Consider the following 21336-nt stretch of genomic DNA (forward strand, 5'->3'; position numbering starts at 1 on the left):
CCCGGCAAGGGGCGTGCGTATGGCGCTCTTCGACCGCCTCCGCGACGCGCTGCGCGCCCACGTCGACGGCGAGGTCCGATTCGACCGGGGGACCAGGGCGGCCTATTCGACCGACGCCTCGAACTATCGCGAGACGCCGATCGGGGTGGTCGTCCCGAGATCGGTCGAGGACGCCGCCCTCACGGTCGAGATCTGCGCCGACCACGACGTGCCGGTCCTGTCGCGCGGCGGCGGCACCAGCCTGGCCGGGCAGTGCTGCAACACCGCCGTGGTCGTCGACTGGTCGAAGTACTGCACCCGGTTCCGGAACGAGGGCGACGGCACCGTGGTCACCGAACCGGGCACGGTCCTCGACGACCTCACCGGCGACGGCGTGATGTTCGGCCCGAGACCGGCCACCCACAACCACTGCACCATCGGCGGCATGATCGGCAACGACGCCTGCGGCGCGACCGCGCAGGCCTACGGGAAGACCTCCGACAACGTCCTCGACCTGGAGGTCCTCACCTACGAGGGCGCCCGTTTCTGGACCTCCGCCGCGCCCGGGACGCTGCGCACCGCCGTCGACGCCATCGCCGCCGACCACGAGAACGCCATCAGGGCCCGGTTTCCGAAGATCCCGCGCCGGGTGTCCGGCTACGGCCTCGACGCGCTCCTCCCCGAGAACGGCCGCAACCTCGCCAGGGCCCTGGTCGGCTCGGAGTCGACCCTGATCACCGTCCTGCGCGCCCGCCTGCGGATGGTGCCCCGGCCGAGGGCGGGGGCGGCGGCGATCCTGGGATTCCGCGACGTCTTCGAGGCCGCCGACGCCGCACCGTCGATCGTGCCCTACGACCCGCTGGCCCTGGAGGGCATGGACGACCGCCTCATCGGCTACGAACGTGCCCGCCGTCTCAACCTGGCCGCCATCGACCGGCTCCCCAAGGGCGGCGGCTGGCTGGTCGTCCAGTTCGGCGCCGACACCCCGGAGGAGGCCGCCGCGCTGGCCCGCGCCATGGCCGCCGACCTGGGCGTCCGGCCGGTCATCACGAACGACGTCACCTCCGTCGCCGCCATCCGCGAGGCGGCCGTCGGCGCGACGGCGGGCGACGCCTGGCCCGGCTGGGAGGACTCCGCCGTGCCGCCCGACCGCCTCGGCGAGTACCTCCGCGACCTGAGACGCCTCCAGGAGGACCACGGCTACGGCGAGTCGTCCCTCTACGGCCACTTCGGCCACGGCTGCGTGCACACCCGGATGCCGTTCCGCCGCGCCGACTACCGCGCCTTCGTCGAGGAGGCCGCCGACCTGGTCGTCTCCTACGGCGGCTCGTTCTCCGGCGAGCACGGCGACGGCCTGGCCAGGGGCGAGTTGTGGCCGAAGATGTTCGGCGACGAGGTCATGACGGCGTTCGTGCGGCTCAAGCGGCTCTTCGACCCCCGGAACCGGATGAACCCCGGCCGCCTGATCGACCCCGACCGGCTCGACGACCACCTCACGACCCGCCCGCCCGACGTGCGGACGGTCTTCGCCTTCCGCGACGGCTTCGCCGCCGAGACGAGCCTGTGCGCCGGGGTCGGCGAGTGCCGCCGCGACACCGGCGGCGTGATGTGCCCGAGCTACCGCGTCACCCGCGACGAGCACCACTCGACCCGGGGCAGGGCCAGGCTCCTGTCCGAGATGCTCCGGGGCGAGGTGATCACCGGCGGCTGGCGGTCGGAGGAGGTCAGGAACGCCCTCGACCTCTGCCTGGCCTGCAAGGGCTGCCGCTCCGACTGCCCCGTCCACGTCGACATGGCCACCTACAAGGCCGAGTTCCTGCACCACCACTACAAGGGCCGGATCCGCCCCTTCTCCCACTACGCCCTCGGCTGGCTCCCGCTCTGGGCGCGCTTCCCCCTGCTGCTGCGAGTGCCCCGGGTCCCCGGCCTCACGACCGAACGCCCGCTCCCGCGCCCGGCCCGGGTCCGCTTCAGCGACACCTTCCGGGCCCCGAAACGCGGCCCCGAGGTCCTGCTGCTCCCCGACACCTTCACCGACAACTTCACCCCGCGCGTCGCGGTCGCCGCCACCCGGGTCCTCTCAAGAGCCGGTTTCTCGGTACGCGTCCCGCGCGCCCCCGTCTGCTGCGGTCTCACCTGGATCACCACCGGCCAGCTCGGCGTGGCCCGGCACGTGCTGCGCAGGACCGCGCGGGTGCTCCGCGACGACCTCGACGCGGGCGTCCCGTTCGTCGGCCTCGAACCCTCCTGTACGGCCGTCCTCCGGTCCGACGCCCCCGAGCTCCTCCCCGGCGACCCCGACGTCAGACGGCTGGCCCACCGCGTGAGGACCCTGGCCGAACTCCTCGACGACCACGACGTCGACCCGCCCCGCCTCTCCGGCCGGGTCGTCAGCCAGCCCCACTGCCACCAGCACGCGATCATGGGCGCCGACGCCGACCTGCGCGTCCTGCTCAGGACCGGCGCCGACGTCACCCAGCTCGACGCGGGCTGCTGCGGCCTGGCCGGGAACTTCGGCTTCGAGCCCGGCCACCACGCCGTCTCGACGGCCGTCGCCGAACAGGCCCTCTTCCCCGCCCTCCGCGCTGCTTCGGGAGCCCGGGTGCTCGCCGACGGCTTCAGCTGCCGCACCCAGATCGAGCACGGCCTCGGCATCCACGCCGTGCACCTGGCGGAGTTCCTGGCGTCTCAACCTTCCGGCCCCCCGCGAAGTCCTTAGGGCGATGCATGACGCGGAGGGATTCCGGAAGTTCGTGGCCGTACGCGGCCGCGCGCTGTCGCGTGCCGCCTACCTGCTCACGGGCGACCACGCCAAGGCCGAGGACCTCATGCAGGAGACCCTGGCCAAGGCGGCGGCCAAGTGGCGGCGGATCTCGGCCGCCGACGACCCCGAGGCATACCTGAAGACGATGATGATCAACCAGTTACGGACCTGGCACCGCCCCCGCCGCCTGGTCTTCTTCCCCACCTCCCAGCCCCCCGACACCGCCGCACCCCCGCCCGACACCGAGCTGAAGATCGTGCTCCGGCACGCCCTGACCACCCTCACCGCGAAACAGCGCATCGTCCTCTACCTGCGCTTCTACGAAGACCTGCCCGAGGCGCAGATCGCCGCCCGGCTCGGCTGCTCGATCGGCACGGTCAAACGGCACACGCACGACGCCCTGAAGCGGCTGAGAAAGGCTGGCATCCATGAACCCGCGTGAGGCCTACCGCGACCTCGCCGAGGACGCGCGCGACTACGGCGACCCCGACCGGGCCATCGACACCGCCGGACGCCGCCGGGCCGCCCGCTGGAGCGCCGTGGCCGTCGCGGCCGTGGTGATCGCCGTGTTCACGTGGCTCCGCCCCCAGCCCGAGCCGGCGCCCGTCATCCACAAACCGCCGCATGCGAGCGCGCGGGCCCATTCGCTCTACTCCGCCTGCCGCACCGGCTGCTCGACCATGTTGCGGCTGACCGACGGCCGCGACATCGAGATCGGGATCGACACGATCTACCCGCCCGGCAACTACACCATCTCGCCGGACGGCCGCTGGCTCGGCGTCCCCGACGGACGTGGCTACCTGCTGAGCGACCTGCTCGGCGGCCCCGACCTCCGGCTTCCCGCCGAACCGAACGGCGTCTACGGCCCCTGGGTGTGGGCGGCCGACTCAAGCCGGATCATCCTGGCCAACCACCGGGACGGCGACGTCTTCCACTACCTCGACGTCGACCTGCGCACCGGCCAGGTGACCCGTCCGGTCGTGCCGGAGGGCAACGAGATCGTCGGCCTGACCGGCGGCGGCGACCTGATCCTCCAGCCGCCCCAGAAGGTCACCGACGAGCTCACCCTGACCGTCGGCGGGCGCCCGGTGGTCTTCCGCACCAAGACCGGCCCGCTCGCCGACGACGACCACGGACTGTGGATCCAGTCCCGGGGCGATCAGCTCTACCTGCTCGAATACGGTGAGGAGCCGGTCATCCAGATGTTCAGCCCCGATGGGCGGGCCGACGCCTACGTGCGCATCCCGGAAGGCCGCTACGCGGTGGGCCCGACCGCGAACGGATACGTCGTGGTCGAGCCCGGCGACCGGACGCAGCGCCTCTACGAGATCGGCGGCGAGGAGAGACTCATCGGCGAATATCCGCACGATGCGGGCGTCGTCATCCCCGGCCTGGCCCGCCACTAGGCCAGCCGCGCCACGGTTTCGGGCGTGAGCTCGGCCAGGTCGGTCAGCACCAGCGCGGCCCCGGCCAGCGCGTCGTCGTCGGGCGGGTAGGCCTCCTGCGGCACCGCGACCACGATCAGCCCGGCCGCCGCGGCCGACCGCAGCCCGTTGCTGGAGTCCTCCACCGCGACACACCGGCCGGGCGTGACCCCGAGCCGCTCGACGACGGCGAGATAGACGTCGGGGGCGGGCTTGCCGCGCTTCATGGTCTCGGTGGAGATCGCCACCCGGACGTCCACGTCGAGCGCGGTCAGGACCGTGTCGATCAGCACGGCGGGGGAGGAGCTGGCCACCCCGACCGGCCACTGGTCGGCGACGGCGCGCATGGTCGCCGCGGCGTGCGGGAGCAGGGGCAGGTGGTGGCGGTAGCGCTCGGCCATGCGCTCGATCACCGTCGCCGCGGTCTCGTCCGGGGAGAGCCAGACGCCGAGCTCGCCGGTCAGGTAGTCGGCCCACTCGGGGGTGCTCATGCCCATCAGGCGCTTCTGGGTGTCCGGCATCCAGGTGCCGCCGAACTCGGCGACGACCCCCCGGCGGACCTCTTCCCAGACGGGCTCGGAGTCGATGACGACTCCGTCGAGGTCGAAAACGACTGCTTCGATCATGCGTACAGCCTGACATGGAGAAGGGGGCCGCCCGAGCGAGACGCGGACGGCCGAAGGCCGGCTGTGGCTCGCGTTGTGAATCTGCCTCAACAGCAGGGACGGCCCCCTTCCACCCCCTGGTTACGGCAGGGCGTCGATCACGGCGTCGCGCCAGTCGTAGTTCATCCAGTCGTAGTTCGCCCACATGCCGCCGGTGACGTCGGCGAGCTCGGTGTCGGCGAGCTCCTGGGCGGTGCTCTCGAAGTTGTTCATGACAACCCCCTCTTTCGTTCCGTGAACCTTGCGATACCAAGGTCGCAGGGGACACTTGGCGATCACTTGCGCGCGAGTCAGAACGATTTCCCAGCCGGATCCAAGTCGGGGCCGTCCCCCGCAAGAGGACGGCCCCGCGCTTCACCCCGTGGTTACGGCAGCGCCTCGATCACCGCGTCGCGCCAGTCGTAGTTCGCCCAGTCGTAGTTCCAGGGCAGACCGCCGGTGACGTCGGCGAGCTCGGTCTCGGTGAGCTCGCTCGCGGTGTTCTCGAAGTTGTTCATGACAACCCCCTTCGTTCGTGAACCTTGCGAATCAAGAGTCGCAGGGCACACTTGGCGGGATCTTGGCGCTGATTGGTGTGTTCTCTTGGTGCGCCACCAAGCGCGCATAATGGCCGCCCAGTCTCAGCAGCTCGTCGTGGGTGCCCTGCTCGACGACCCGGCCGTCGTCGATGACGGCGATCAGGTCGGCGTCGCGGACCGTGCTGAGCCGGTGGGCGATCACGATGCGGGTCTGGGTGAGGGCGGCGAGGTTGCGCTCGATGGCGGCCTCGGTGACGGTGTCGAGGTGGCTGGTGGCCTCGTCGAACAGCAGCACCTTGGGCCGTCCGAGCACCGCCCTGGCCAGCGCCAGCCGCTGCCGCTGCCCGCCCGACAGGCCCATGCCCTCCGACAGGTTGGTCTCGTAGCCCATGGGCATCGCCATGATCTCGTCGTGTACGCAGGCCGTCTTCGCCGCCCGCACGATCTCCTGCGGCGTGGCCCCCGGCCGGCCGAGGGCGATGTTCTCCCTGATGGTGCCGGTGAACAGGTGGGCCTCCTGGGTGACCACCCCGAAGTGGCGCCGCAGGGAGGAGCGCTGGAGGGCCTCCATCCGGACCGAGTCGTAGCTGACGGTGCCGAAGGTGGGTTCGTACAGGCCGACCATGATGCGCGCGAGGGTGCTCTTGCCCGAGCCGCTCCCGCCGACCAGGGCGATCTTCTGGCCGCGTCCGATGGTCAGCGAGACCTTCCACAGGATCCACGGCCCGTTCGGGGCGTGCCGGAACGACACGTCGCGCAGCTCGATCTGCCCGCGCAGGTGGCCGACCTGGACCTCGCCGTAGGGCTCGGGGGTGAACTCCAGGATGTCGGCCAGCCGTTCGAGGTGGGTGCCCGCCTCCTGGAGGATGCGGACCGTGCCCACCAGCGACAGGATCGGCGTCAGGGCCGCTCCGGCCAGGGCGACCAGCGTCAGCGTCTGGCCGAGGGGCCGGCCGCCCAGCACCTCCCAGCCGCCGGTCCAGAGCAGCGCCGCCGGGGCGGCCAGCCGCATGCTGTCGAGGACCGAGGTGACCAGGTTCTCCATCCGCCCCTGCCGCGCGTCGGCCTTCAACTGGTCGAGGAACAGCTGCGACCAGCGGCTCAGCGCGGCGTCCTCGATAGCCCCGGCCTTGAGGATCTCCACCCCCTTGATGGCCTCCATGAGCTGCCCCTGCGTCTGGACCTGCGCCGACAGCGCCGCCAGGTTCAGGTCGGCCCGCCGCCGCCGGGTGAGGAGCAGCAGCACGGCCTGGACCGCCGCCAGCGCGAGCAGGCAGAGCCCCAGCGGCACCGACGCCGACAACACGATCGTCACGTAGCCGATCGCGAGTGGCCCGTCGAGCAGCGCCGTCGTGATCGGCCCGGAGATGAGCTGCCGCAACCGGCTCACGCTGGCGCTGCGCTGGGCCAGGTCCCCGGAACCCCGGGTGGCGAAGTAGCGGTAGGGCAGCCGGAACAGATGTCCGACCACCTCCGAGGTCAGCAGCCGGTCGGCCCGCAGCCGCAGCTTGAGCACGGTCGCCGCGCGCAGGTAGGTCAGCCCGAGATGGACGACGGCCGCCGCCGCCAGCGCCAGGCCGAGGGAGACCAGCAGCGAGGAGTCCTGTGTGGGGAGCACCCGGTCGACCAGGATGCCCGAGAACGTCTGCACCCCGAGCCCGAGGACCTGCAGCAGCAGCGACGCCAGGAGGATGCGCGCGATGAGGCCCTTCTGCAGCGCGGTCCTCGCGAGCGGGCCGACCCACGTCCGCCTGGTCCGTTTCCGGCGCTGGAACGTCTCGCCCGGCGTGAAGGTGAGCAGCACCCCCGAGTAGCCCTCGGCGAACTCCTCCCTGGTGAGCCTGCGGCGGCCGGCCGCCGGGTCGACGACGTCGACGTGACGGGTGGTCTGCCGTTCGACGACCACGAAGTGGTTGCGCCGCCAGTGGGCGACCGCCGGGAGGGGCGCGTCGGTGACGGTCTCGGCCTTGTAGGCGGTCGCGGTGAGCCCGTAGCCGCGTGCCGCCTTGACGATGGCGAGTGCCGAGAGGCCGTCGCGGCCGACCCCGCACTGCTCGGACACCTCGCGGACCCCGGTGTGGCGGCCGTGGTGGCTCAGCACCATGGCCAGGCAGGCGGCCCCGCATTCGGCCAGGCCCGACTGGAGGCGGACCGGTACTCTCACGTTCACTCACGGGATCGTGACAGCGCCGACTTGGACCTCACTTGCCCATGATTTGAGGACCCGGCGTTCCCGCCGGGTCCTCAGGGATGGATCGGTCAGGCGAAGGCGTCGAGCGTGGCCTCGCAGAAGGCCTTCAGGTCATCCGGCATGCGGCTGGTGACCAGGGTCGACGGGCCTTCGGTGCAGACCACGACCTCCTTGTCCTGCCAGGTCGCCCCGGCGTTGCGCAGGTCGGTCTGGAGGCTCGGCCACGAGGTCATGGTGCGGCCCCGGACGACGTCGGCCTCGATCAACGTCCACGGCGCGTGGCAGATCGCCGCGACCGGCTTGCCCATGTCGAAGAACTCGCGCACGAACCTGACCGCCTTCGGATTCATCCGCAGGAAGTCGGGGTTGGCGACCCCGCCGGGCAACACCAGTCCGTCGAAGTCGGCCGCCTGGGCCTGGCCGACGGTGGCGTCGATCGGGAACTTGTCTCCCTTGTCGAGGTGGTCGAACGCCTGGATCTCCCCTTCCTTCGTGGAGATCAGCTTGGGCGTCCCACCGGCGTCCTTGATCGCCTTCCAGGGTTCGGTGAGCTCCACCTGCTCGACGCCCGCCGGTGCGGCGAGGAAGGCTATGGTCTTGCCTTCGAGCATGTCAGTCTCCCCTCTGAGCGGTGCGGACTCTTCCCCTGCCCAGTCTTTACGCGGCCAACCGGAACGATTGGGCCGCCGTGCCGTTGCAGGTGTACTGGACCAGCTGCACCGAGTTGGCCGTCGAGGCCGCCGGGACGTCCAGGCACTTGCCGCTGTTCCGGTTCACGAAGTGGTAGTAGCCGTCGCCCTCGGCGACCGGGAGCCACTGCTGGTTGTTGCCGCCGCCGTAGGTCCAGGTCTGGATGGGGGCGTTGTCGGCGGTCGAGACGTTGGTCACGTCGAGGGCCTGGACGGGGTTGCCCTGGCCGGAGATCCGGTAGTAGCCGCCGCTGGTCGGGGTGAACTGGTAGCGCTGGGCGGCGGTGCCGTTGCAGGTGTACTGCTGGATCGCGGTGCCGTTGACCGTGCCGGCCGCGCGGGCGTCGACGCACTTGGCGCTGTTCTCGTTCACGACCGTGTACCAGGTCGTGGGGGAGATCGGCCCGGTGGGCGGCGGGGTGGTGCCGCCCTCGCCGGCCAGCCAGCGGATGCCCTGGATGAGCCACTGGTTCTGCTGGGCGCTGGCGAAGGTCGAGGAGGTGCGGGTGTTGGTGGAGTAGTTCATGCCGTTGTGGCCGAAGTTGGTGTAAAGCATCTTGTACTTCGTGTTCGTCCACATGATCGGGTAGAACCCGCTGCGCCACTGCTGGTTCGGGTCGGTGCCGACCGGGAAGCTGCCGGCGTCGATCGAGGCCAGGATGCTGATGTCGGGGTTCTGGCGCAGGTCACGGCTCCACGAGTACCACTCGCTGACCGACGACTGGATCGTGGCGGGCAGCCCCGCGGTCGACGGGTGGTCGCGGTTCTCGATCTTCAACGTCTCGGCCGTCGGGCCCCAGGTGTTCGTGGCGAACGCCCCCGACCCGAGGAAGGTGTTGTAGTACCAGCTCCAGGAGTTGGGGTCGGTGGTGAAGGCGCTGACGTGGAAGCCCAGCCACGCCCCGCCGTTGTTCATGTAGTTCTGGAACGCCTGGCGCTGACTCGCCGGCGGGGCGTCGTCGAGGAACATGACGACCTTGTACTGGGAGATCGTCGACGAGCTGAGCCGTGACCAGTCGGTCGTCGCCTCCCAGGTGAACCCGTTCTGGGCCGCGGCCGACGGGAACCACTCCTTGGCGTCCTTGGTGAAGTCGATGTGGGCGGCGTCCCACGTGCCGTTGTAGAAGGCGAGCACCTTGAACGGGGCGGCCTGCGCGGGCGGGCTGAGCACGGCGATCAGTACGAGGCCGAATAAGGAGGCGAAGAGACGTTTCACGGGGATACCTGCCTTGAACCGTGGGGGGTGGCCGCCGGCGCCGCGGGCCATTTTTCTTAAGAAAGTTTCCTAACAAATGACCACACCTGTCAATGATCTGGAAAATTGCACGTCATGCATGAATGCGTAATGTGCAACTTGACCGGGTAGGTCATGCGGCATGACATCCGCAGCACAGACTCCGACGGAACTGCGCCGCCTGCTGCCCCCCGAGCTGGTGGAGCGCGGCGTCTGCCCGTTCGACCCGCCCGCCGGGCTGACCGGGCGGCGCGGCCAGGGCCCGGTCCAGCGGCTCGAACTGGTCAACGGCGCCGAGGCGTGGCTGGTCACCGGCATCGAGGAGGCCCGCGCGGTGCTGGCCGACACCCGCTTCAGCTCCGACCGGGTCCGCCACCCCGACGCCGCCACCGGCGCGGAGCCGCGGCAGGTGGAGACCCGCGACGACGGCATGTTCGTGTTCATGGACCCGCCCGAGCACACCCGGCTCCGCAAGCTGCTGACCGGCCAGTTCACGGTCCGGCGGATGCGCGCCCTGGAAGATCACATCCGGGAGATCGCGGTCGGCCACATCGAGGCGATGAAGGCCGCCGGCAACGAGGCCGACCTGGTGCCCGCCTACGCGCTGCCGATCCCGTCGCTGGTCATCTGCGAGCTGCTCGGCGTCGACTACGGCGAGCGCGACCGGTTCCAGCGCAACACCGCCGTCGCGCTCAACTCCGCTGCCTCCCCCGACGAGCGGGCGCGGGCGGGGCTGGAGCTCTACACGTACATCGGGGAGCTGGTCGCGGCGAAGCGGGCCGCGCCCGGCGACGACATGGTGTCGGGGCTGCTCGACCTCCCCGACCGCCAGCTCGTCGACGTCGCGCTGGTGCTGCTCGGCGCGGGCCACGAGACCACCGCCAACATGCTCGCGCTGGGCACGTTCGCGCTGCTGGAGCACCCCGGTGAGCTGGCCCGGCTGCGCGCGGACCCGGCGCTGCTCGACACCGCGATCGAGGAGCTGCTGCGGTTCCTGTCGATCATCCAGATGGGGGTCAGCCGGGTCGCGACCGAAGACCTGGCGATAGGCGAGGTGACCGTCCCGGCCGGCGCCACCGTGATCATCGCCACGCCCGAGGCCAACCGCGACCCGGCCCACTGGGACGACCCCGACCGCCTCGACCTCGGCCGCCCGCGCGTCTCCCACCTGGCCTTCGGCCACGGCATCCACCAGTGCCTCGGCCAGCAGCTCGCCCGGGTCGAGATGAAGGTGGGCCTCGGCGAGCTGATCACGAGACTGCCGGACCTGCGCCTGGCCGTACCGGCCGAGCAGGTGCCGCTGCGTGAGGAGATGCTCGTCTTCGGCGTGCACTCGCTGCCGGTGACCTGGTCATGACCGCGGTCGGTCGGCGGGAGCGCAAGAAGCTGGCGACCAGGGCCGCCCTGCGGGAGGCGGCCCTGCGGCTGGCCCTGCGCCACGGCGTGGAACACGTGACCGTGGAGCAGATCGCCGCCGAGACCGACATCGCGGTGCGCACCTTCTTCAACTACTTCTCCAGCAAGGAGGAGGCGATGGTCGCGGCCGTGGCCGCCGAGGCCGACGCGCTGATCGGCGAGTTCCGCGACCGCCCCCGCGAGGAGCCCGTCTTACACGCCCTGCGGGAGGCGGTCGCGCGCGTGATCGCCGGCAGCGACGCCGACGCGCTGCGGCTGATCGTCCGGGCCCCGTCGCTGCTGCCGCAGCGCCTGGCCGTCTACGCCACCCGCGAGAAGGCCCTGGCCGAGGCCATCGCCGACCGGCTCGGGCTCTCGCCCGACGACCTCTATCCGGCGGTGTGCGCGGCCACGGCGCTGACGGCCATGCGGGTGGTTCTGGAGAGGTGGCTCGACCGGCCCGCCGACCACGCCGCCCTACGTGAACAGACCGAAGAGGTCATCGGCCTGCTGGCCGCCGGCCTGGAAAGGAGACTGCCGTGATCGTCACCGTGGACGTGGAGCGGTGCTGCTCGTCGGGGCAGTGCGTGCTGATCGCCCCCGAGGTGTTCGACCAGAACGACGACGACGGCACCGTGCTGCTCCTCCAGCCCGAACCGGCCGAAGAGCTGCACGACGCCGTCGAGGACGCCGCCGACCACTGCCCGTGCTCGGCGATCAGCCTGTCCTAGAAGACGGGTCTAGAACACGGGTCTAGAACACGGGCACGCCCGCGCGCACCAGCCTCCAGTTGACGTCGGCGAACGCGGCCGGGTCGATCGTGCCCGACGCCGTCGCCGCGTCGATCAGCGCCTGGCGGATCTCCACCTGCCCGTTGTAGACCACGGGGGCCGTGGTGACGTGCGGGAAGCCGCCGCCGCCCGACTGGCGGTAGTTGTTGATCGCCACCACGAACTGCTGGTCGGGGGTGACCGGGCTGCCGTCATGGCTCAGGCCGACGATGCGCGACCCGACCGGCTGCGAGATGTCGACGTCGTAGTCGACGCCCGCGAGCTGGTCGTAGTTGTAGTCGGGCGTGCCGCCGGCGTTGGTCAGCGTGCCCAGGTCGATCGGTGCCCCGGGAGCGACCTGCGCGAAGTACTTGGCGGAGTACTCCAGGAAGTCCTTCACCTGGGCGCCGGTCATCCTGATGCCGAGCAGGGTGTTGTCGTAGACGTACAGGCCCGCCATGTCGCGCACGCTCACCGGCCCGGCCGGGAACACCGCGCTCCGGCTGAACGGCGCCGCGATCGACAACACGGGCAGCGCCGCGTCGGGTGTGCCCGCGATGGCCTGGGTGACGACGTCGGTCTGGACCTTCTGGATGTAGTCGAGGATCGGGGTGTCCTTGTAGGGGGACTCCACCGCCGCCAGTTGCTCCTTCGACTGCGCGACGACCTGGTTGACGTAGCCGACCGTCGTGTCGTGCTGTTCCTTCATCAGTTCGACGATCTTCGGGTCCTCGGGGACCGTGTTGGCGTTCAGCGTGGTCGAGGCCTTCGCGGTGACCTCCCACGCTCTCCGCTTCTTGGTGAGGGTGAAGTCGACGACCGACAGGCGCTGCCCCCAGCGCCCCGGCTCGGTCAGCAGCACCTGCTCGCCGGTGACCTTGTTGGTGACGAAGCGCTGCGGGACGTCGTTGTGGGCGTGCCCGAACAGGACGGCGTCGATGCCCGGCACCTGCTCGGCGACCATCGCCGAGGCGTTCTCGACCGGAAGCTCCGTGCCGTAGGACGACAGCCCGTTGTCACCGGCGTGGGCCGTGACGAGCACGACGTCGGCCCCCTTGCCGCGCATGATCGGCACATACTTCCTGGCCGTCTCGACCAGGTCGAGGAACCTCAACCGGCCCTCGACGTTGGCCTTGTCCCAGATGGCGCTGCCGGGGTTGGTCAGCCCGAGCACACCGACCTTGATCGGGCTCTCCACGCCCCGGACCTTCATCGTCTTGATGATGTAGGGCTCGTAGGCGGGCTTGCCGTCCTTCGCCGAGACGGCGTTGGCGGCCAGCACCGGCGCTTTCATCTGCTTGACCCACCTGGCCAGCAGGGGGATGCCGTAGTTGAACTCGTGGTTGCCGAGGGTCACGGCGTCGTACCCGATGGCGTTCATGGCCTTGGCGATCGGGTGGGTCTCCCGGGTTTCGGTGATCGGTTCCACTTTGGCGTAGTAGTAGGCCAGCGGGGTGCCCTGGATGGTGTCGCCGGAGTCGAAGAGCAGGGTCCGGTCCTTGCCCCGGTCCGCGCGGATCTGGTTCACCAGGGTGGAGATCTTGGCCAGGCCGACGTCGTTGTGGGCGCTGTCGTCGTATTCGGCGTTCTTGAAGTAGTCCCAGTTGAGGGCGTTTCCGTGGATGTCGGAACTGGCCATGACCGTGACCTTGACCTCGAGATCACGTTCGGCGTTCGCCGGGACGGCGGGTGCGAGGGCCACGGCGGCGAGGGTGATCGCGCCGAGGGCCCGTGCTGTTAAGGAGGACATGGCACGGGACGCTACCGGACGCCCGTCTGGCGTTCGGCGACGAGCTGGAAGACCCGCTTGAACTCCGCGTACGCCTCCTCGCCGACGGCGCGCGCGTGCTCGGCCTCCATCTCGACGAGGACGGCGTCCGACTTCTCCATGTGGTCGAGGCCCAGCTCGGTGGGCACGACGAGCTTGGCCCGGCGGTCGGCGGGGTCGGGGCGGCGTTCGACGTACCCCAGAGCCACCAGTTCGTGGACCAGGGTGCCGATCACCTGCTTGTGCTGGCCCGACTGCGCGGCCAGGTCGGAGGCCCGGCTGCCCTCGGCGTCGAGGTAGGCCAGCACCGCGCCGTGCCGCGGCCTGACCTCGGCGTGGCCCATCGCGGACAGGCGGGTGAACAGCTCCTTCTGCAGGCTGAACAGCGTGCGGCCGGCCAGGATCCCGAGGTCGGGCCGCTGCCGCTTGCGCTCACTCCGTCGCACCGCAGGCCTCCAATTTAGTCACTAATTTTGACCGTCACTATTTCTTACTATATTGTCGGGGACGACATCCGCAGGGACACAGGGGGAGATCGCGATGACCATTCTGATCACCGGAGCCACCGGCACCGTCTCCAGGGAGGTGCTGAACTCGCTTCAGGGCATCGATGACCTGCGCGTTCTGGTGCGCGACCGAGACAGGGCGCCCGCCGGCGTCGAGGTGGCGGTCGGCGATCTGCACCACCCCGAGACGCTCGAACCGGCCTTCAAGGGCGTCGACAAGGTGTGGCTGCTCACCGCCATGGGAGCCGACGCCACCCACGCGAGCAGCAACGCGGTGTGGGCGGCCCGGCAGGCGGGGGTTCGCCACGTCGTCCGCATGTCGGCCATCGGCGCGGGACACGACGCCCCGACCCGCAACGGCCGGCTGCACGCCCTGTCGGACCTCGAACTCGCGGCCTCCGGCCTCGGCTGGACGGTCGTCCGCCCGGCGTACTTCATGCAGAACATTCTCGGCTCGGTCAACGGCGGCACCTTCTACGGGGCGCCGGGCGAGGGCCGGGTCGGCATGATCGACGTGCGCGACATCGCCGACTTCGCCGCCACGGTCCTGCGCGACCCCGCGCCGCATCACGGGCAGACCTACACCCTCACCGGGCCGGAGTCGCTCCGGCTGCGCGACGTGACCGGCACGCTGGCCGAGGTGTCCGGCGGCCCGCTCGACTACCGGCCGGTCAGCCCCGACGACGCCTACCCGGTGCTGCTGGACGCCGGGATGAAGGAGTGGGACGCGGCCGTCACCACCGAATACCTCAAGGCCTACGACGCGGGCTGGGGCGACTTCACCACGCCCACGTTCACCGCCGTGACCGGACGGCCGGGCCGCACCTTCGCCGAGTTCGCCCGCGACTACGCCGACCGGATCGGCGGCTGAGACCCGCGGGGGGCGACCAGCCCCGACTCGTAGGCGAGGATCACGAGCTGGGCGCGGTCGCGGGCGCGCAGCTTGGTCATGGCCCGGTTGACGTGGGTCTTGGCGGTCATCGGGCTGATCGCCATGCGCTCGGCGATCTGGTCGTTCGACAGGCCCCGCGCGACCAGCACGACTGCCTCGCGTTCCCGGTTGGTCAGCTCCGCCAGCGCGTCGGACCCTCCGGCCGGGAGCGGCTGGGTGACGTAGTTGTCGATCAGCTTTCTGGTGATCGAGGGGGCCAGCAGCGCGTCGCCCCGGGCGGCCACCCGTACGGCGTGCAGGAAGTCCTCCGGCACGATGTCCTTGACGAGGAACCCGGCCGCCCCGGCGCGCAACGCGGCGAACACGTGCTCGTCGAAGCCGTAGTTGGTCAGGATCACGACGTGCACCCCCGCCAGGGCGGGGTCGGCGGCGATGCGCCGCGTCGCCTCGATGCCGTCCAAAACCGGCATCTGAATGTCGATCAGCACGATGTCGGGCACGAACTCCCTGGTCAGAGCGAGCCCGGCCAGCCCGTCACCGGCCTCGCCGACGACCTCGATGTCGTCTTCCAGGTCGAGCAGCGCCCGGAACCCGCCGCGCAGCAGCGGCTGGTCGTCGACCAGCAGCACCCGGATCACGACGTCTCGTCCACGGGAAGCTCGGCCTCGACGGTGAAACCCCCGCCGCCCCGCGGCTCGGCCCGCAGCCGCCCGCCGAGCGCGTTCACCCGCTCCCGCATGCCGAGCAGCCCGACCCCGTGCACCGGCGCGGCGCCGGGCGTCGCCCGGCCGTCGTCGTCGACCTGGATGACCAGGGCCCCGGGCCGGTAGTCGATGCGCACCGACGCGGTCGCCGCGGCGGCGTGCCGGGCGACGTTGGTCAGCGACTCCTGGACGATCCGGTAGGCCGTCCGCCCCACCGCCGCCGGCACGTCGGCCCGCCTCCCCTCGATCGTCAGCCGCGCGTCCAGGCCCGTCGTGCGTGCGCGTTCCACCAGTTCCGGTACGTCGTCGAGCCCGCGCGGCGGACTCTTACCGTCGTCGCGCAGCGCCTCCAGAGTCGCGCGCAGTTCCCGTGCCGCCTCACGACCGGCGTCCCGGATCACCAGCAGTGCCTCGGGCACCGGCTCCCCGCGTTTGCGCGCGACGTGCACGGCCACTTCGGCCTGGAGCTTGATGACCGAGATCTGGTGGGTGAGCGAGTCGTGCAACTCCCGCGCGATGTGCAGCCGTTCCTGGTCGGCCCGCCGCCGCGCCGTCTCCTCCCGGGTGCGTTCCGCCTCGTCGGCCCGCCGCTCGGCCTGCCGCAACGCCTCACCCGCGGCTCCGGCCGCGACCAGCCAGGCCAGTTCGAGCGCGCCCCTTGCCTGGGCGAAGGCCTCGCCCGTGTCGTGGAGCCCCGAGGCCAGGGCCGCGAGGGGGAGCGCGGCCAGCATCAGCACACTGGCGACGACGGTGACGACGCGGTGCCCGGCCCGGACGGCGGCGTACACGGCGAACAGGAAGGCGACGGCCGGCACGTCGAAACCCGCCGCCTGGTAGCCGACCGCGCACACCCCCGTGGCGACCAGCACGGCGACGGGCGCGCGGCGGCGCGCGACCAGCGCGAGCCCGCCCGCCACCAGCGGGACGTAGCCGACACCGGCCGCGTCCTGCTCCGGCAACCCGGTGAGGAGCAGCGCCGTCGCGACGCAGACGGCGATCGCCCCGTCGACCACCGCGGCCCGCCGTGTGTCCATGCGCGCACCCTAACCCGGTCGCCGCCGGTGGCGACTCCTGCGGGCGGATGACCGGGGACTACGGCGTCCGCGGTATTCGCGCCGGTTTCCCAGGCGTCGGCGGCAGGGCGGGTGGCCTGCGGGGGGCGGACGACAGGACGGGGTTTCCACGGACATGATCCGGCACATCCAGTTCGTTTTCGGAGGAGCGTGTCACATGTCAGTCCCGATCATGGTCGCCGAGGTCGCGCCGGTCTACGGCCTCACCAGCGGGCGCGTGGTGTCGTTGGTCGCGGCGCTCGTGGCACTGGCCGGAGTGGGATTCGGCGGAATGGCCCTCTTCCGGTTCGTGCGGCGGCGGGCGGTCATCGCACTGGCGGCCGGGGCGGTCGGGGTCGTCGTCGGCGGGTGGGTCGTCGCCGTCGCCGAGGGCGGGCCCGGCACCGGGGCGGGAATCGTCGGCGGGCTGGTGGCGCTCGTGCTGGGGCTGGTCGCGCTGGCCTTGGGCGGGATGGCGCTGAAGCAGTCATGACCCTTCGTGTCATCACCGGGCTTCTGCTGATCCTGCTGCTGACCCGTAGCCTCATCGCGCACGGCGTCGGCGGCGGGGTCGGCCTGCTCGTTCAGACGGTGCTGCTGACGGCGTTCACGCTGCTGCACGGCTCCCGCCGGTACGGGTGGCGGGCGATCCTCGTCTACTACGCGGTCACGCTGGTCGTCAGCAACACGCTGGAGAACCTGTCGGTGCTCACCGGCTTCCCGTTCGGGGACTACCACTACACGACGGGACCGCAGCTCTTCCACGTACCGCTGGCCATCGGCCCCTTCTACGCGGCCATCGGCTACCTGGCGTGGACGATCGCGGTGCTGCTGGTCGGGGACGTCCACCGCGGGTCGAGCCGGGTGACCCTGATCGGGACGCCGGTGATCGCGTCGTTCGCGATGGTCGCCTGGGACCTGGCGATGGACCCGACCCGTGCGACGATCCAGCGGTTCTGGATCTGGGAGGACGGCGGCGGCTTCTTCGGCGTGCCCCTGGTGAACTTCCTCGGATGGTCGTTGACGACGTACCTGTTCCTCCAGCTGTTCGCGCTGTACCTGCGCCGCCGGGAGCCCGCGCCGGCGTTCTCCCCGGTGCAGCCGTTGGTGCTGTACGGGGGGATCGCGGCGGCGTTCTTCATGGACTACCTGACGGGGGAGCGGACCACCGTGACCGACGCCGTGGGGCGGACGTGGCGGACGGCCGACATCTACGAGACCTCGGTGCTGACCACGATCTACGGCATGGGGTTCATCACGGTCCTGGCCGCGCTCACCCTGGTCACCCGGCGGCGGTGAGGGCGTGCCAACTTCCTCACCCGGCGGCGCGTCTCACCTTTATGGGCATTCTCCTTCGTGTCACCGCCGCGGCCGTCGCCGTGTTCGTCGCCGCCGAACCGGCGGCCGCCGCGGCCCCGGCCGATCAGTGGTGGAAGGTGATCCGTCAGGACCGCCGTGACTCCTACGACGCGGTGACGGTGACACCGGGCGGAGCCGTCTGGGTGGCCGGGACGCGGAACGGCACCGAGTCGCTCCTGCTGAAGGGCCTCTCGACGTTCAAACGGGTCACCGGCCCCGGCTTCCGGGTGAAGCGGCTGGCCTCGGCGTCCGACACCAGGGTGTGGGCGTTCGGCACGTCGAAGTACGCCCGGTGGAACGGCAAGCGCTGGCAGGTCAGGCCGTGGACCCACGGCCGGGTGGACCGGGCGTACTCCATCGGCGAGAACCTGTGGGTCGTCGAGAACGCCAACACCTTCCCCGCAGCCGGCGCGGCCGGATGGAAGGCCCGGTCCACGCTGCGCCGCCTGACCGGATCGACGTGGCGCAAGGTCCCGACGCCCATCGTCGTCAAGGGCCTCGATGGCAAGTGGGCGGCGGGCTCGGCGCGCGGCAAGGCGGCCCTGGCCCGCTGGACCGGCACGGCCTGGCGCGCGGTGGCGCTCCCGGCGATCCCGGCCGCCCACCCGGGGCAGATCTCGGAGCTGACGGACGTGGCCGTCGACGGGGAGACCGCCAGGGTGATGGCCGTCGGGTGGGTCGCCTGGCCGTGCGGCGGTTCTTCCTACTGCGGTGAGACCCTGCTGCTGACCGGGTACCTGGGCGGATTCGAGTACGAGGTGCGCGCCGGACCCGGCGTCCAGCCGCGTGCCCAGGCGGAACCCGACGGCCGAGGCGGGGCCTGGATCGTCTACCCCGCCAAGGGCGGCGGCAGCGCCTACCTGCACATCGGCACCGAGAGCGTGGAGCCGGGCGCCTTCCCCGCGCCGTCGAAGCAGGTGGTGCGTGACCTCGCGATCCAGGTGGAGAGCCGCTCGATCTGGGCGGTCGGTACGGCGCCTTCCGGCCGCGACGGAGTGATCTGGGCGAACGCCCGCTGAGCGGTTTCCGGGCCGTCGTTTCCGTACAAGACGGCCGTTGCGGGGTCTCCTAGCATGGGCGTGGCCTTAACCCGTTGGTCCATGCGGCGGCCTCGTCGCCCGGCATTGAGGAGCACAGCACATGCGTGAGTTGGTCTACACCGGGTTCGTCTCGCTCGACGGCGTTCTCGACTCCCCGGGCGGACCGGCCGAGGGGCACCGCAACGGCGGCTGGGTGGTCAAGGACATCGAGTTCGTCCCCGAGGCGTTCTCGCTCAAGGGCGAGGAGCTCGCCGACACGACGGCGCTGATGTTCGGCCGCAACAGCTACGAGGCGTTCGCGCCGGTCTGGCCCGGCTCCGACGACCACGCCTCCTACAAGGACCTGCCCAAGTACGTGGTCTCGTCCACACTCTCCGACGACGCCCTCGTCGGCGACTGGGGTCAGATCACCATCCTGCGCTCGACCGAAGACGTCGCCGAGCTCAAGAAGGGCGAAGGCGGCGCGATCTTCATCCACGGAAGCGCCGAACTCGCCCGCCGCCTGTCCGAGGCCGGCCTCATCGACCGCTACAACCTGCTCGTCTTCCCGGTGCTGCTCGGAGCCGGCAAGAGCCTGTTCAGCCGGGCCGACAACGACAAGCGCACCCTCAAGCTGCGCACCGCCGAGCCCTACTCGAACGGCGTCGTCAAGATGATCTACGACGTGGTCGGCTGATCGAGATCCAGCGCGATCGCCCCACCGCCCCCCTCGCGCAACTGCCGCGCCGTCCGCCCGACATATCGCCGCAGCGCCCGCGCGAGGTGCGGCTCGTCGAAGTAGTCGAGCTTGGCGACGACCTCGGTGGCCGTGGTGTCGGCGGCCAGTAACGCCGCGGCCGTGCGAACCCGCTCGATCTGCCGCACGGCACCCTGGGTGAACCCGGTCGCCGCCCGGAACCGCCGTTCGACCGTGCGCCCCGACACGTCCGGCCGGCCGCCTCGGAGAACCTCGGCCACGAGCGGGTCACGGACGATCGCGCCGGCGCGCACCAGCCGGTCGACGAGGGCCTCGGCGTCGTCGGGACCCGGGGTCTCCCAGCGGAGGCCGTCCAGCTGAAAGCTTCTGTGCGTGACGTCGGGGAGTTCGAGACCCCGGTCGAGGAGCTCGGGCGTGGGCACGGCCCGCAACGAGGTGCCCACGGCGAACTGGATGCCGACGAAGGCCGCGCCTTCGGGGACCGGGGCGGTGCCGGTTTTGGTTTCCGGGCCGGTGACGCTCACGTACGCGGCGCCTTCGCGCTGCCAGAACACCAGACCCCAGCAGGGGGTGGCCACCGAGGTCATCTCGGTGACGTGTTCGCTGGTGCAGGTCCAGACGGAGTCGACCCAGGGGGAGTCGGACGGGCGAGTCTCGAACCGCAGTGCCACTTGAGAAGGATAGGCACAGATCGTCGTACACCCAATCGAATTGCCTGCTCGACGCCTGGTCGGGGTCTTCGGGTTGATCTGGGTCTCGACCGGATGATTACATGATTACGGAGGCAATCGTGATCGTTGAATACGTTCGGTATCGAGTGCCAGACCCGGAGGGATTCGAGGCCGCCTACCGTCGCGCCGCCGTACCCCTCGGAGCGGCGCCGGAGTGTCTCGATTTCGAGCTGTCACGGTGCGTGGACGAGCCGGAGTGTTTCATCCTGCGCATCGAATGGACGTCGGCGCGGGGTCACCTGGAGGGTTTCCGGAACAGCGAGCGCTTCCGGGAGTTCTTCGCCGAGATCAGGCCGTATGTGGCCGACATCGAGGAGATGCGCCACTACGAGCAGGTGATCACCAAGACCGAACCCACGCTGTACGACTGGGCGGGCGGAAGCGAGGCCTTCGAACGGCTCACCGAGGTCTTCTACGGCAACGTGATCAAGGATGACCTGCTCGCACCGATCTTCGCCCACATGGACGCGGAGCATCCGAGATTCGTGGCGATGTGGCTGAGCGAGGTCTTCGGCGGCCCCGACCGCTACACGCGCGAACGCGGTGGTTACCCGCACATGCTGGCCCAGCACCTCGGCAAGCACATCAAGGAGGCGCAGCGCCGCCGGTGGGTGAGCCTGCTGATGGACGCCGCGGACGAGGTGGGCCTGCCGGGCGATCCCGAGTTCCGGGCCGCGTTCGCGAGTTACATCGAGTGGGGCACCCGCCTGGCCGTGGAGAACTCCGCGCCGGGCGCGACACCGCCGGCCAAGGCGCCGGTGCCGCGCTGGGGGTGGGGGGTCGCGCCGCCGTACACGCCTTGAGTTTTATGGTCCGCTGTCGTAGCCGTCAGCGAAGCCGTCAGGCCCTGGAGACGGAATCGGAATCGCTTCTCAGCCGATCGGCAAGCTGAGTCGCCGGCCTCGGCGGCCTGCGCTTTCGTTCAGGGCCTCCACCGATCCCGGGCCGCTTCACCCCT

At 70.7% G+C, this 21336-nt stretch carries 23 protein-coding genes; 12 read left to right on the top strand and 11 right to left on the bottom strand.

The window, feature by feature from the left end; genetic code table 11:
- Positions 1 to 19 precede the first annotated feature (19 nt).
- The 3 genes from GT755_RS33295 to GT755_RS33305 are packed head-to-tail and all read left to right on the top strand — an operon-like array spanning position 20 to position 4149.
- Positions 20 to 2698, top strand: coding sequence for an FAD-binding and (Fe-S)-binding domain-containing protein (locus GT755_RS33295; protein WP_161483548.1), 2679 nt, complete (start codon positions 20 to 22; stop codon positions 2696 to 2698).
- A gap of 4 nt (positions 2699 to 2702) precedes the next feature.
- Positions 2703 to 3185 carry a SigE family RNA polymerase sigma factor gene (locus tag GT755_RS33300; RefSeq protein ID WP_161483549.1) on the top strand — a complete coding sequence of 161 codons (483 nt, stop codon included), beginning with the start codon at positions 2703 to 2705 and terminating at the stop codon, positions 3183 to 3185.
- Positions 3172 to 4149, top strand: coding sequence for a TolB-like translocation protein (locus GT755_RS33305; RefSeq protein WP_161483550.1), 978 nt, complete (start codon positions 3172 to 3174; stop codon positions 4147 to 4149). The genes GT755_RS33300 and GT755_RS33305 overlap by 14 nt, the downstream gene beginning before the upstream one ends.
- On the opposite strand, the gene GT755_RS33310 is transcribed toward GT755_RS33305, so the two are convergent.
- The 6 genes from GT755_RS33310 to GT755_RS33325 all read right to left on the bottom strand — a co-directional run bounded on the left by GT755_RS33310 (position 4146) and on the right by GT755_RS33325 (position 9446).
- Positions 4146 to 4793, bottom strand: a complete 648-nt coding sequence (locus GT755_RS33310) for an HAD family hydrolase (protein WP_161483551.1) — start codon at positions 4791 to 4793, stop codon at positions 4146 to 4148. The genes GT755_RS33305 and GT755_RS33310 overlap by 4 nt on opposite strands.
- Positions 4794 to 4913: 120 nt before the next feature.
- Positions 4914 to 5045, bottom strand: coding sequence for a hypothetical protein (locus GT755_RS40805; RefSeq protein WP_268903605.1), 132 nt, complete (start codon positions 5043 to 5045; stop codon positions 4914 to 4916).
- Positions 5046 to 5197: 152 nt separating this feature from the next.
- Complete coding sequence (locus tag GT755_RS40810) at positions 5198 to 5329, bottom strand: hypothetical protein (protein ID WP_268903607.1); 132 nt, start codon at positions 5327 to 5329, stop codon at positions 5198 to 5200.
- Positions 5330 to 5360: 31 nt separating this feature from the next.
- Positions 5361 to 7520 carry a peptidase domain-containing ABC transporter gene (locus GT755_RS33315; RefSeq protein WP_161483552.1) on the bottom strand — a complete coding sequence of 720 codons (2160 nt, stop codon included), beginning with the start codon at positions 7518 to 7520 and terminating at the stop codon, positions 5361 to 5363.
- 89 nt (positions 7521 to 7609) lie between these two features.
- On the bottom strand, positions 7610 to 8152 hold the full coding sequence (locus GT755_RS33320) for a type 1 glutamine amidotransferase domain-containing protein (protein ID WP_161483553.1): 543 nt from the start codon (positions 8150 to 8152) through the stop codon (positions 7610 to 7612).
- 46 nt (positions 8153 to 8198) lie between these two features.
- On the bottom strand, positions 8199 to 9446 hold the full coding sequence (locus GT755_RS33325; protein WP_202610811.1) for an RICIN domain-containing protein: 1248 nt from the start codon (positions 9444 to 9446) through the stop codon (positions 8199 to 8201).
- 160 nt (positions 9447 to 9606) lie between these two features.
- Between GT755_RS33325 and GT755_RS33330 the strand changes: the two genes are divergently transcribed.
- Genes GT755_RS33330 through GT755_RS33340 form a run of 3 tightly spaced genes read left to right on the top strand, consistent with a single transcriptional unit; the run spans position 9607 to position 11590 of the window.
- Complete coding sequence (locus GT755_RS33330) at positions 9607 to 10821, top strand: cytochrome P450 (protein WP_161483555.1); 1215 nt, start codon at positions 9607 to 9609, stop codon at positions 10819 to 10821.
- Positions 10818 to 11402: an acyl-CoA-like ligand-binding transcription factor gene (locus GT755_RS33335; protein ID WP_161483556.1), complete on the top strand. Its 585-nt coding sequence runs from the start codon at positions 10818 to 10820 to the stop codon at positions 11400 to 11402. The genes GT755_RS33330 and GT755_RS33335 overlap by 4 nt, the downstream gene beginning before the upstream one ends.
- Positions 11399 to 11590, top strand: a complete 192-nt coding sequence (locus tag GT755_RS33340; RefSeq protein ID WP_161483557.1) for a ferredoxin — start codon at positions 11399 to 11401, stop codon at positions 11588 to 11590. Before GT755_RS33335 ends, GT755_RS33340 begins: the two co-directional genes overlap by 4 nt.
- 22 nt (positions 11591 to 11612) lie before the next feature.
- Here GT755_RS33340 and GT755_RS33345 read toward each other — a convergent pair whose 3' ends face one another.
- Together GT755_RS33345 and GT755_RS33350 are read right to left on the bottom strand one after the other, a co-directional pair.
- The gene (locus tag GT755_RS33345; protein WP_161483558.1) at positions 11613 to 13379 is read right to left on the bottom strand and encodes a bifunctional metallophosphatase/5'-nucleotidase; all 1767 of its coding nucleotides are present in this window, start codon (positions 13377 to 13379) and stop codon (positions 11613 to 11615) included.
- 11 nt (positions 13380 to 13390) lie between these two features.
- Positions 13391 to 13843 carry a MarR family winged helix-turn-helix transcriptional regulator gene (locus GT755_RS33350; RefSeq protein WP_161483559.1) on the bottom strand — a complete coding sequence of 151 codons (453 nt, stop codon included), beginning with the start codon at positions 13841 to 13843 and terminating at the stop codon, positions 13391 to 13393.
- Between the two features lie 94 nt (positions 13844 to 13937).
- On the opposite strand from GT755_RS33350, the gene GT755_RS33355 reads away from it, so the two are divergent.
- A complete protein-coding gene (locus tag GT755_RS33355; RefSeq protein ID WP_202610812.1) occupies positions 13938 to 14774 on the top strand; it encodes an SDR family oxidoreductase in 837 nt (278 codons plus the stop codon).
- Here the strand turns inward: GT755_RS33355 and GT755_RS33360 are convergent.
- Positions 14750 to 15433, bottom strand: coding sequence for a response regulator (locus GT755_RS33360; RefSeq protein WP_161483560.1), 684 nt, complete (start codon positions 15431 to 15433; stop codon positions 14750 to 14752). The genes GT755_RS33355 and GT755_RS33360 overlap by 25 nt on opposite strands.
- Complete coding sequence (locus GT755_RS33365) at positions 15430 to 16533, bottom strand: sensor histidine kinase (protein ID WP_161483561.1); 1104 nt, start codon at positions 16531 to 16533, stop codon at positions 15430 to 15432. Before GT755_RS33365 ends, GT755_RS33360 begins: the two co-directional genes overlap by 4 nt.
- Before the next feature lie 196 nt (positions 16534 to 16729).
- Here GT755_RS33365 and GT755_RS33370 point away from each other — a divergent pair, with 196 nt between their 5' ends.
- The 4 genes from GT755_RS33370 (at position 16730) to GT755_RS33385 (ending at position 19626) form a co-directional block, all read left to right on the top strand.
- Positions 16730 to 17044, top strand: coding sequence for a DUF6223 family protein (locus GT755_RS33370; protein ID WP_202610813.1), 315 nt, complete (start codon positions 16730 to 16732; stop codon positions 17042 to 17044).
- Positions 17041 to 17850 carry a carotenoid biosynthesis protein gene (locus tag GT755_RS33375; RefSeq protein WP_161483562.1) on the top strand — a complete coding sequence of 270 codons (810 nt, stop codon included), beginning with the start codon at positions 17041 to 17043 and terminating at the stop codon, positions 17848 to 17850. Before GT755_RS33370 ends, GT755_RS33375 begins: the two co-directional genes overlap by 4 nt.
- A gap of 41 nt (positions 17851 to 17891) precedes the next feature.
- Positions 17892 to 18929, top strand: coding sequence for a hypothetical protein (locus GT755_RS33380; RefSeq protein ID WP_161483563.1), 1038 nt, complete (start codon positions 17892 to 17894; stop codon positions 18927 to 18929).
- A gap of 121 nt (positions 18930 to 19050) precedes the next feature.
- Positions 19051 to 19626, top strand: a complete 576-nt coding sequence (locus GT755_RS33385; RefSeq protein WP_161483564.1) for a dihydrofolate reductase family protein — start codon at positions 19051 to 19053, stop codon at positions 19624 to 19626.
- Here GT755_RS33385 and GT755_RS33390 read toward each other — a convergent pair.
- Positions 19608 to 20318: a helix-turn-helix domain-containing protein gene (locus GT755_RS33390; RefSeq protein WP_161483565.1), complete on the bottom strand. Its 711-nt coding sequence runs from the start codon at positions 20316 to 20318 to the stop codon at positions 19608 to 19610. The genes GT755_RS33385 and GT755_RS33390 overlap by 19 nt on opposite strands.
- A 101-nt stretch (positions 20319 to 20419) precedes the next feature.
- On the opposite strand from GT755_RS33390, the gene GT755_RS33395 reads away from it, so the two are divergent.
- Positions 20420 to 21181: a group II truncated hemoglobin gene (locus GT755_RS33395; protein WP_202610814.1), complete on the top strand. Its 762-nt coding sequence runs from the start codon at positions 20420 to 20422 to the stop codon at positions 21179 to 21181.
- Positions 21182 to 21336 lie beyond the last annotated feature (155 nt).

The organism is Herbidospora solisilvae (assembly GCF_009901565.1).
GTDB lineage: Bacteria > Actinomycetota > Actinomycetes > Streptosporangiales > Streptosporangiaceae > Herbidospora > Herbidospora solisilvae.

Coding starts and splice junctions, on each gene's coding strand:
- GT755_RS33395 (WP_202610814.1), top strand. CDS start 20,420: ATGATTACGGAGGCAATCGTGATCGTTGAATACGTTCGGTATCGAGTG.
- GT755_RS33305 (WP_161483550.1), top strand. CDS start 3,172: ATGAACCCGCGTGAGGCCTACCGCGACCTCGCCGAGGACGCGCGCGAC.
- GT755_RS33330 (WP_161483555.1), top strand. CDS start 9,607: ATGACATCCGCAGCACAGACTCCGACGGAACTGCGCCGCCTGCTGCCC.
- GT755_RS33370 (WP_202610813.1), top strand. CDS start 16,730: ATGTCAGTCCCGATCATGGTCGCCGAGGTCGCGCCGGTCTACGGCCTC.
- GT755_RS33320 (WP_161483553.1), bottom strand. CDS start 8,152: ATGCTCGAAGGCAAGACCATAGCCTTCCTCGCCGCACCGGCGGGCGTC.
- GT755_RS33335 (WP_161483556.1), top strand. CDS start 10,818: ATGACCGCGGTCGGTCGGCGGGAGCGCAAGAAGCTGGCGACCAGGGCC.
- GT755_RS33375 (WP_161483562.1), top strand. CDS start 17,041: ATGACCCTTCGTGTCATCACCGGGCTTCTGCTGATCCTGCTGCTGACC.
- GT755_RS33310 (WP_161483551.1), bottom strand. CDS start 4,793: ATGATCGAAGCAGTCGTTTTCGACCTCGACGGAGTCGTCATCGACTCC.
- GT755_RS33300 (WP_161483549.1), top strand. CDS start 2,703: ATGCATGACGCGGAGGGATTCCGGAAGTTCGTGGCCGTACGCGGCCGC.
- GT755_RS33345 (WP_161483558.1), bottom strand. CDS start 13,379: ATGTCCTCCTTAACAGCACGGGCCCTCGGCGCGATCACCCTCGCCGCC.
- GT755_RS33380 (WP_161483563.1), top strand. CDS start 17,892: ATGGGCATTCTCCTTCGTGTCACCGCCGCGGCCGTCGCCGTGTTCGTC.
- GT755_RS33365 (WP_161483561.1), bottom strand. CDS start 16,533: ATGGACACACGGCGGGCCGCGGTGGTCGACGGGGCGATCGCCGTCTGC.
- GT755_RS33295 (WP_161483548.1), top strand. CDS start 20: ATGGCGCTCTTCGACCGCCTCCGCGACGCGCTGCGCGCCCACGTCGAC.
- GT755_RS33355 (WP_202610812.1), top strand. CDS start 13,938: ATGACCATTCTGATCACCGGAGCCACCGGCACCGTCTCCAGGGAGGTG.
- GT755_RS40805 (WP_268903605.1), bottom strand. CDS start 5,045: ATGAACAACTTCGAGAGCACCGCCCAGGAGCTCGCCGACACCGAGCTC.
- GT755_RS40810 (WP_268903607.1), bottom strand. CDS start 5,329: ATGAACAACTTCGAGAACACCGCGAGCGAGCTCACCGAGACCGAGCTC.
- GT755_RS33385 (WP_161483564.1), top strand. CDS start 19,051: ATGCGTGAGTTGGTCTACACCGGGTTCGTCTCGCTCGACGGCGTTCTC.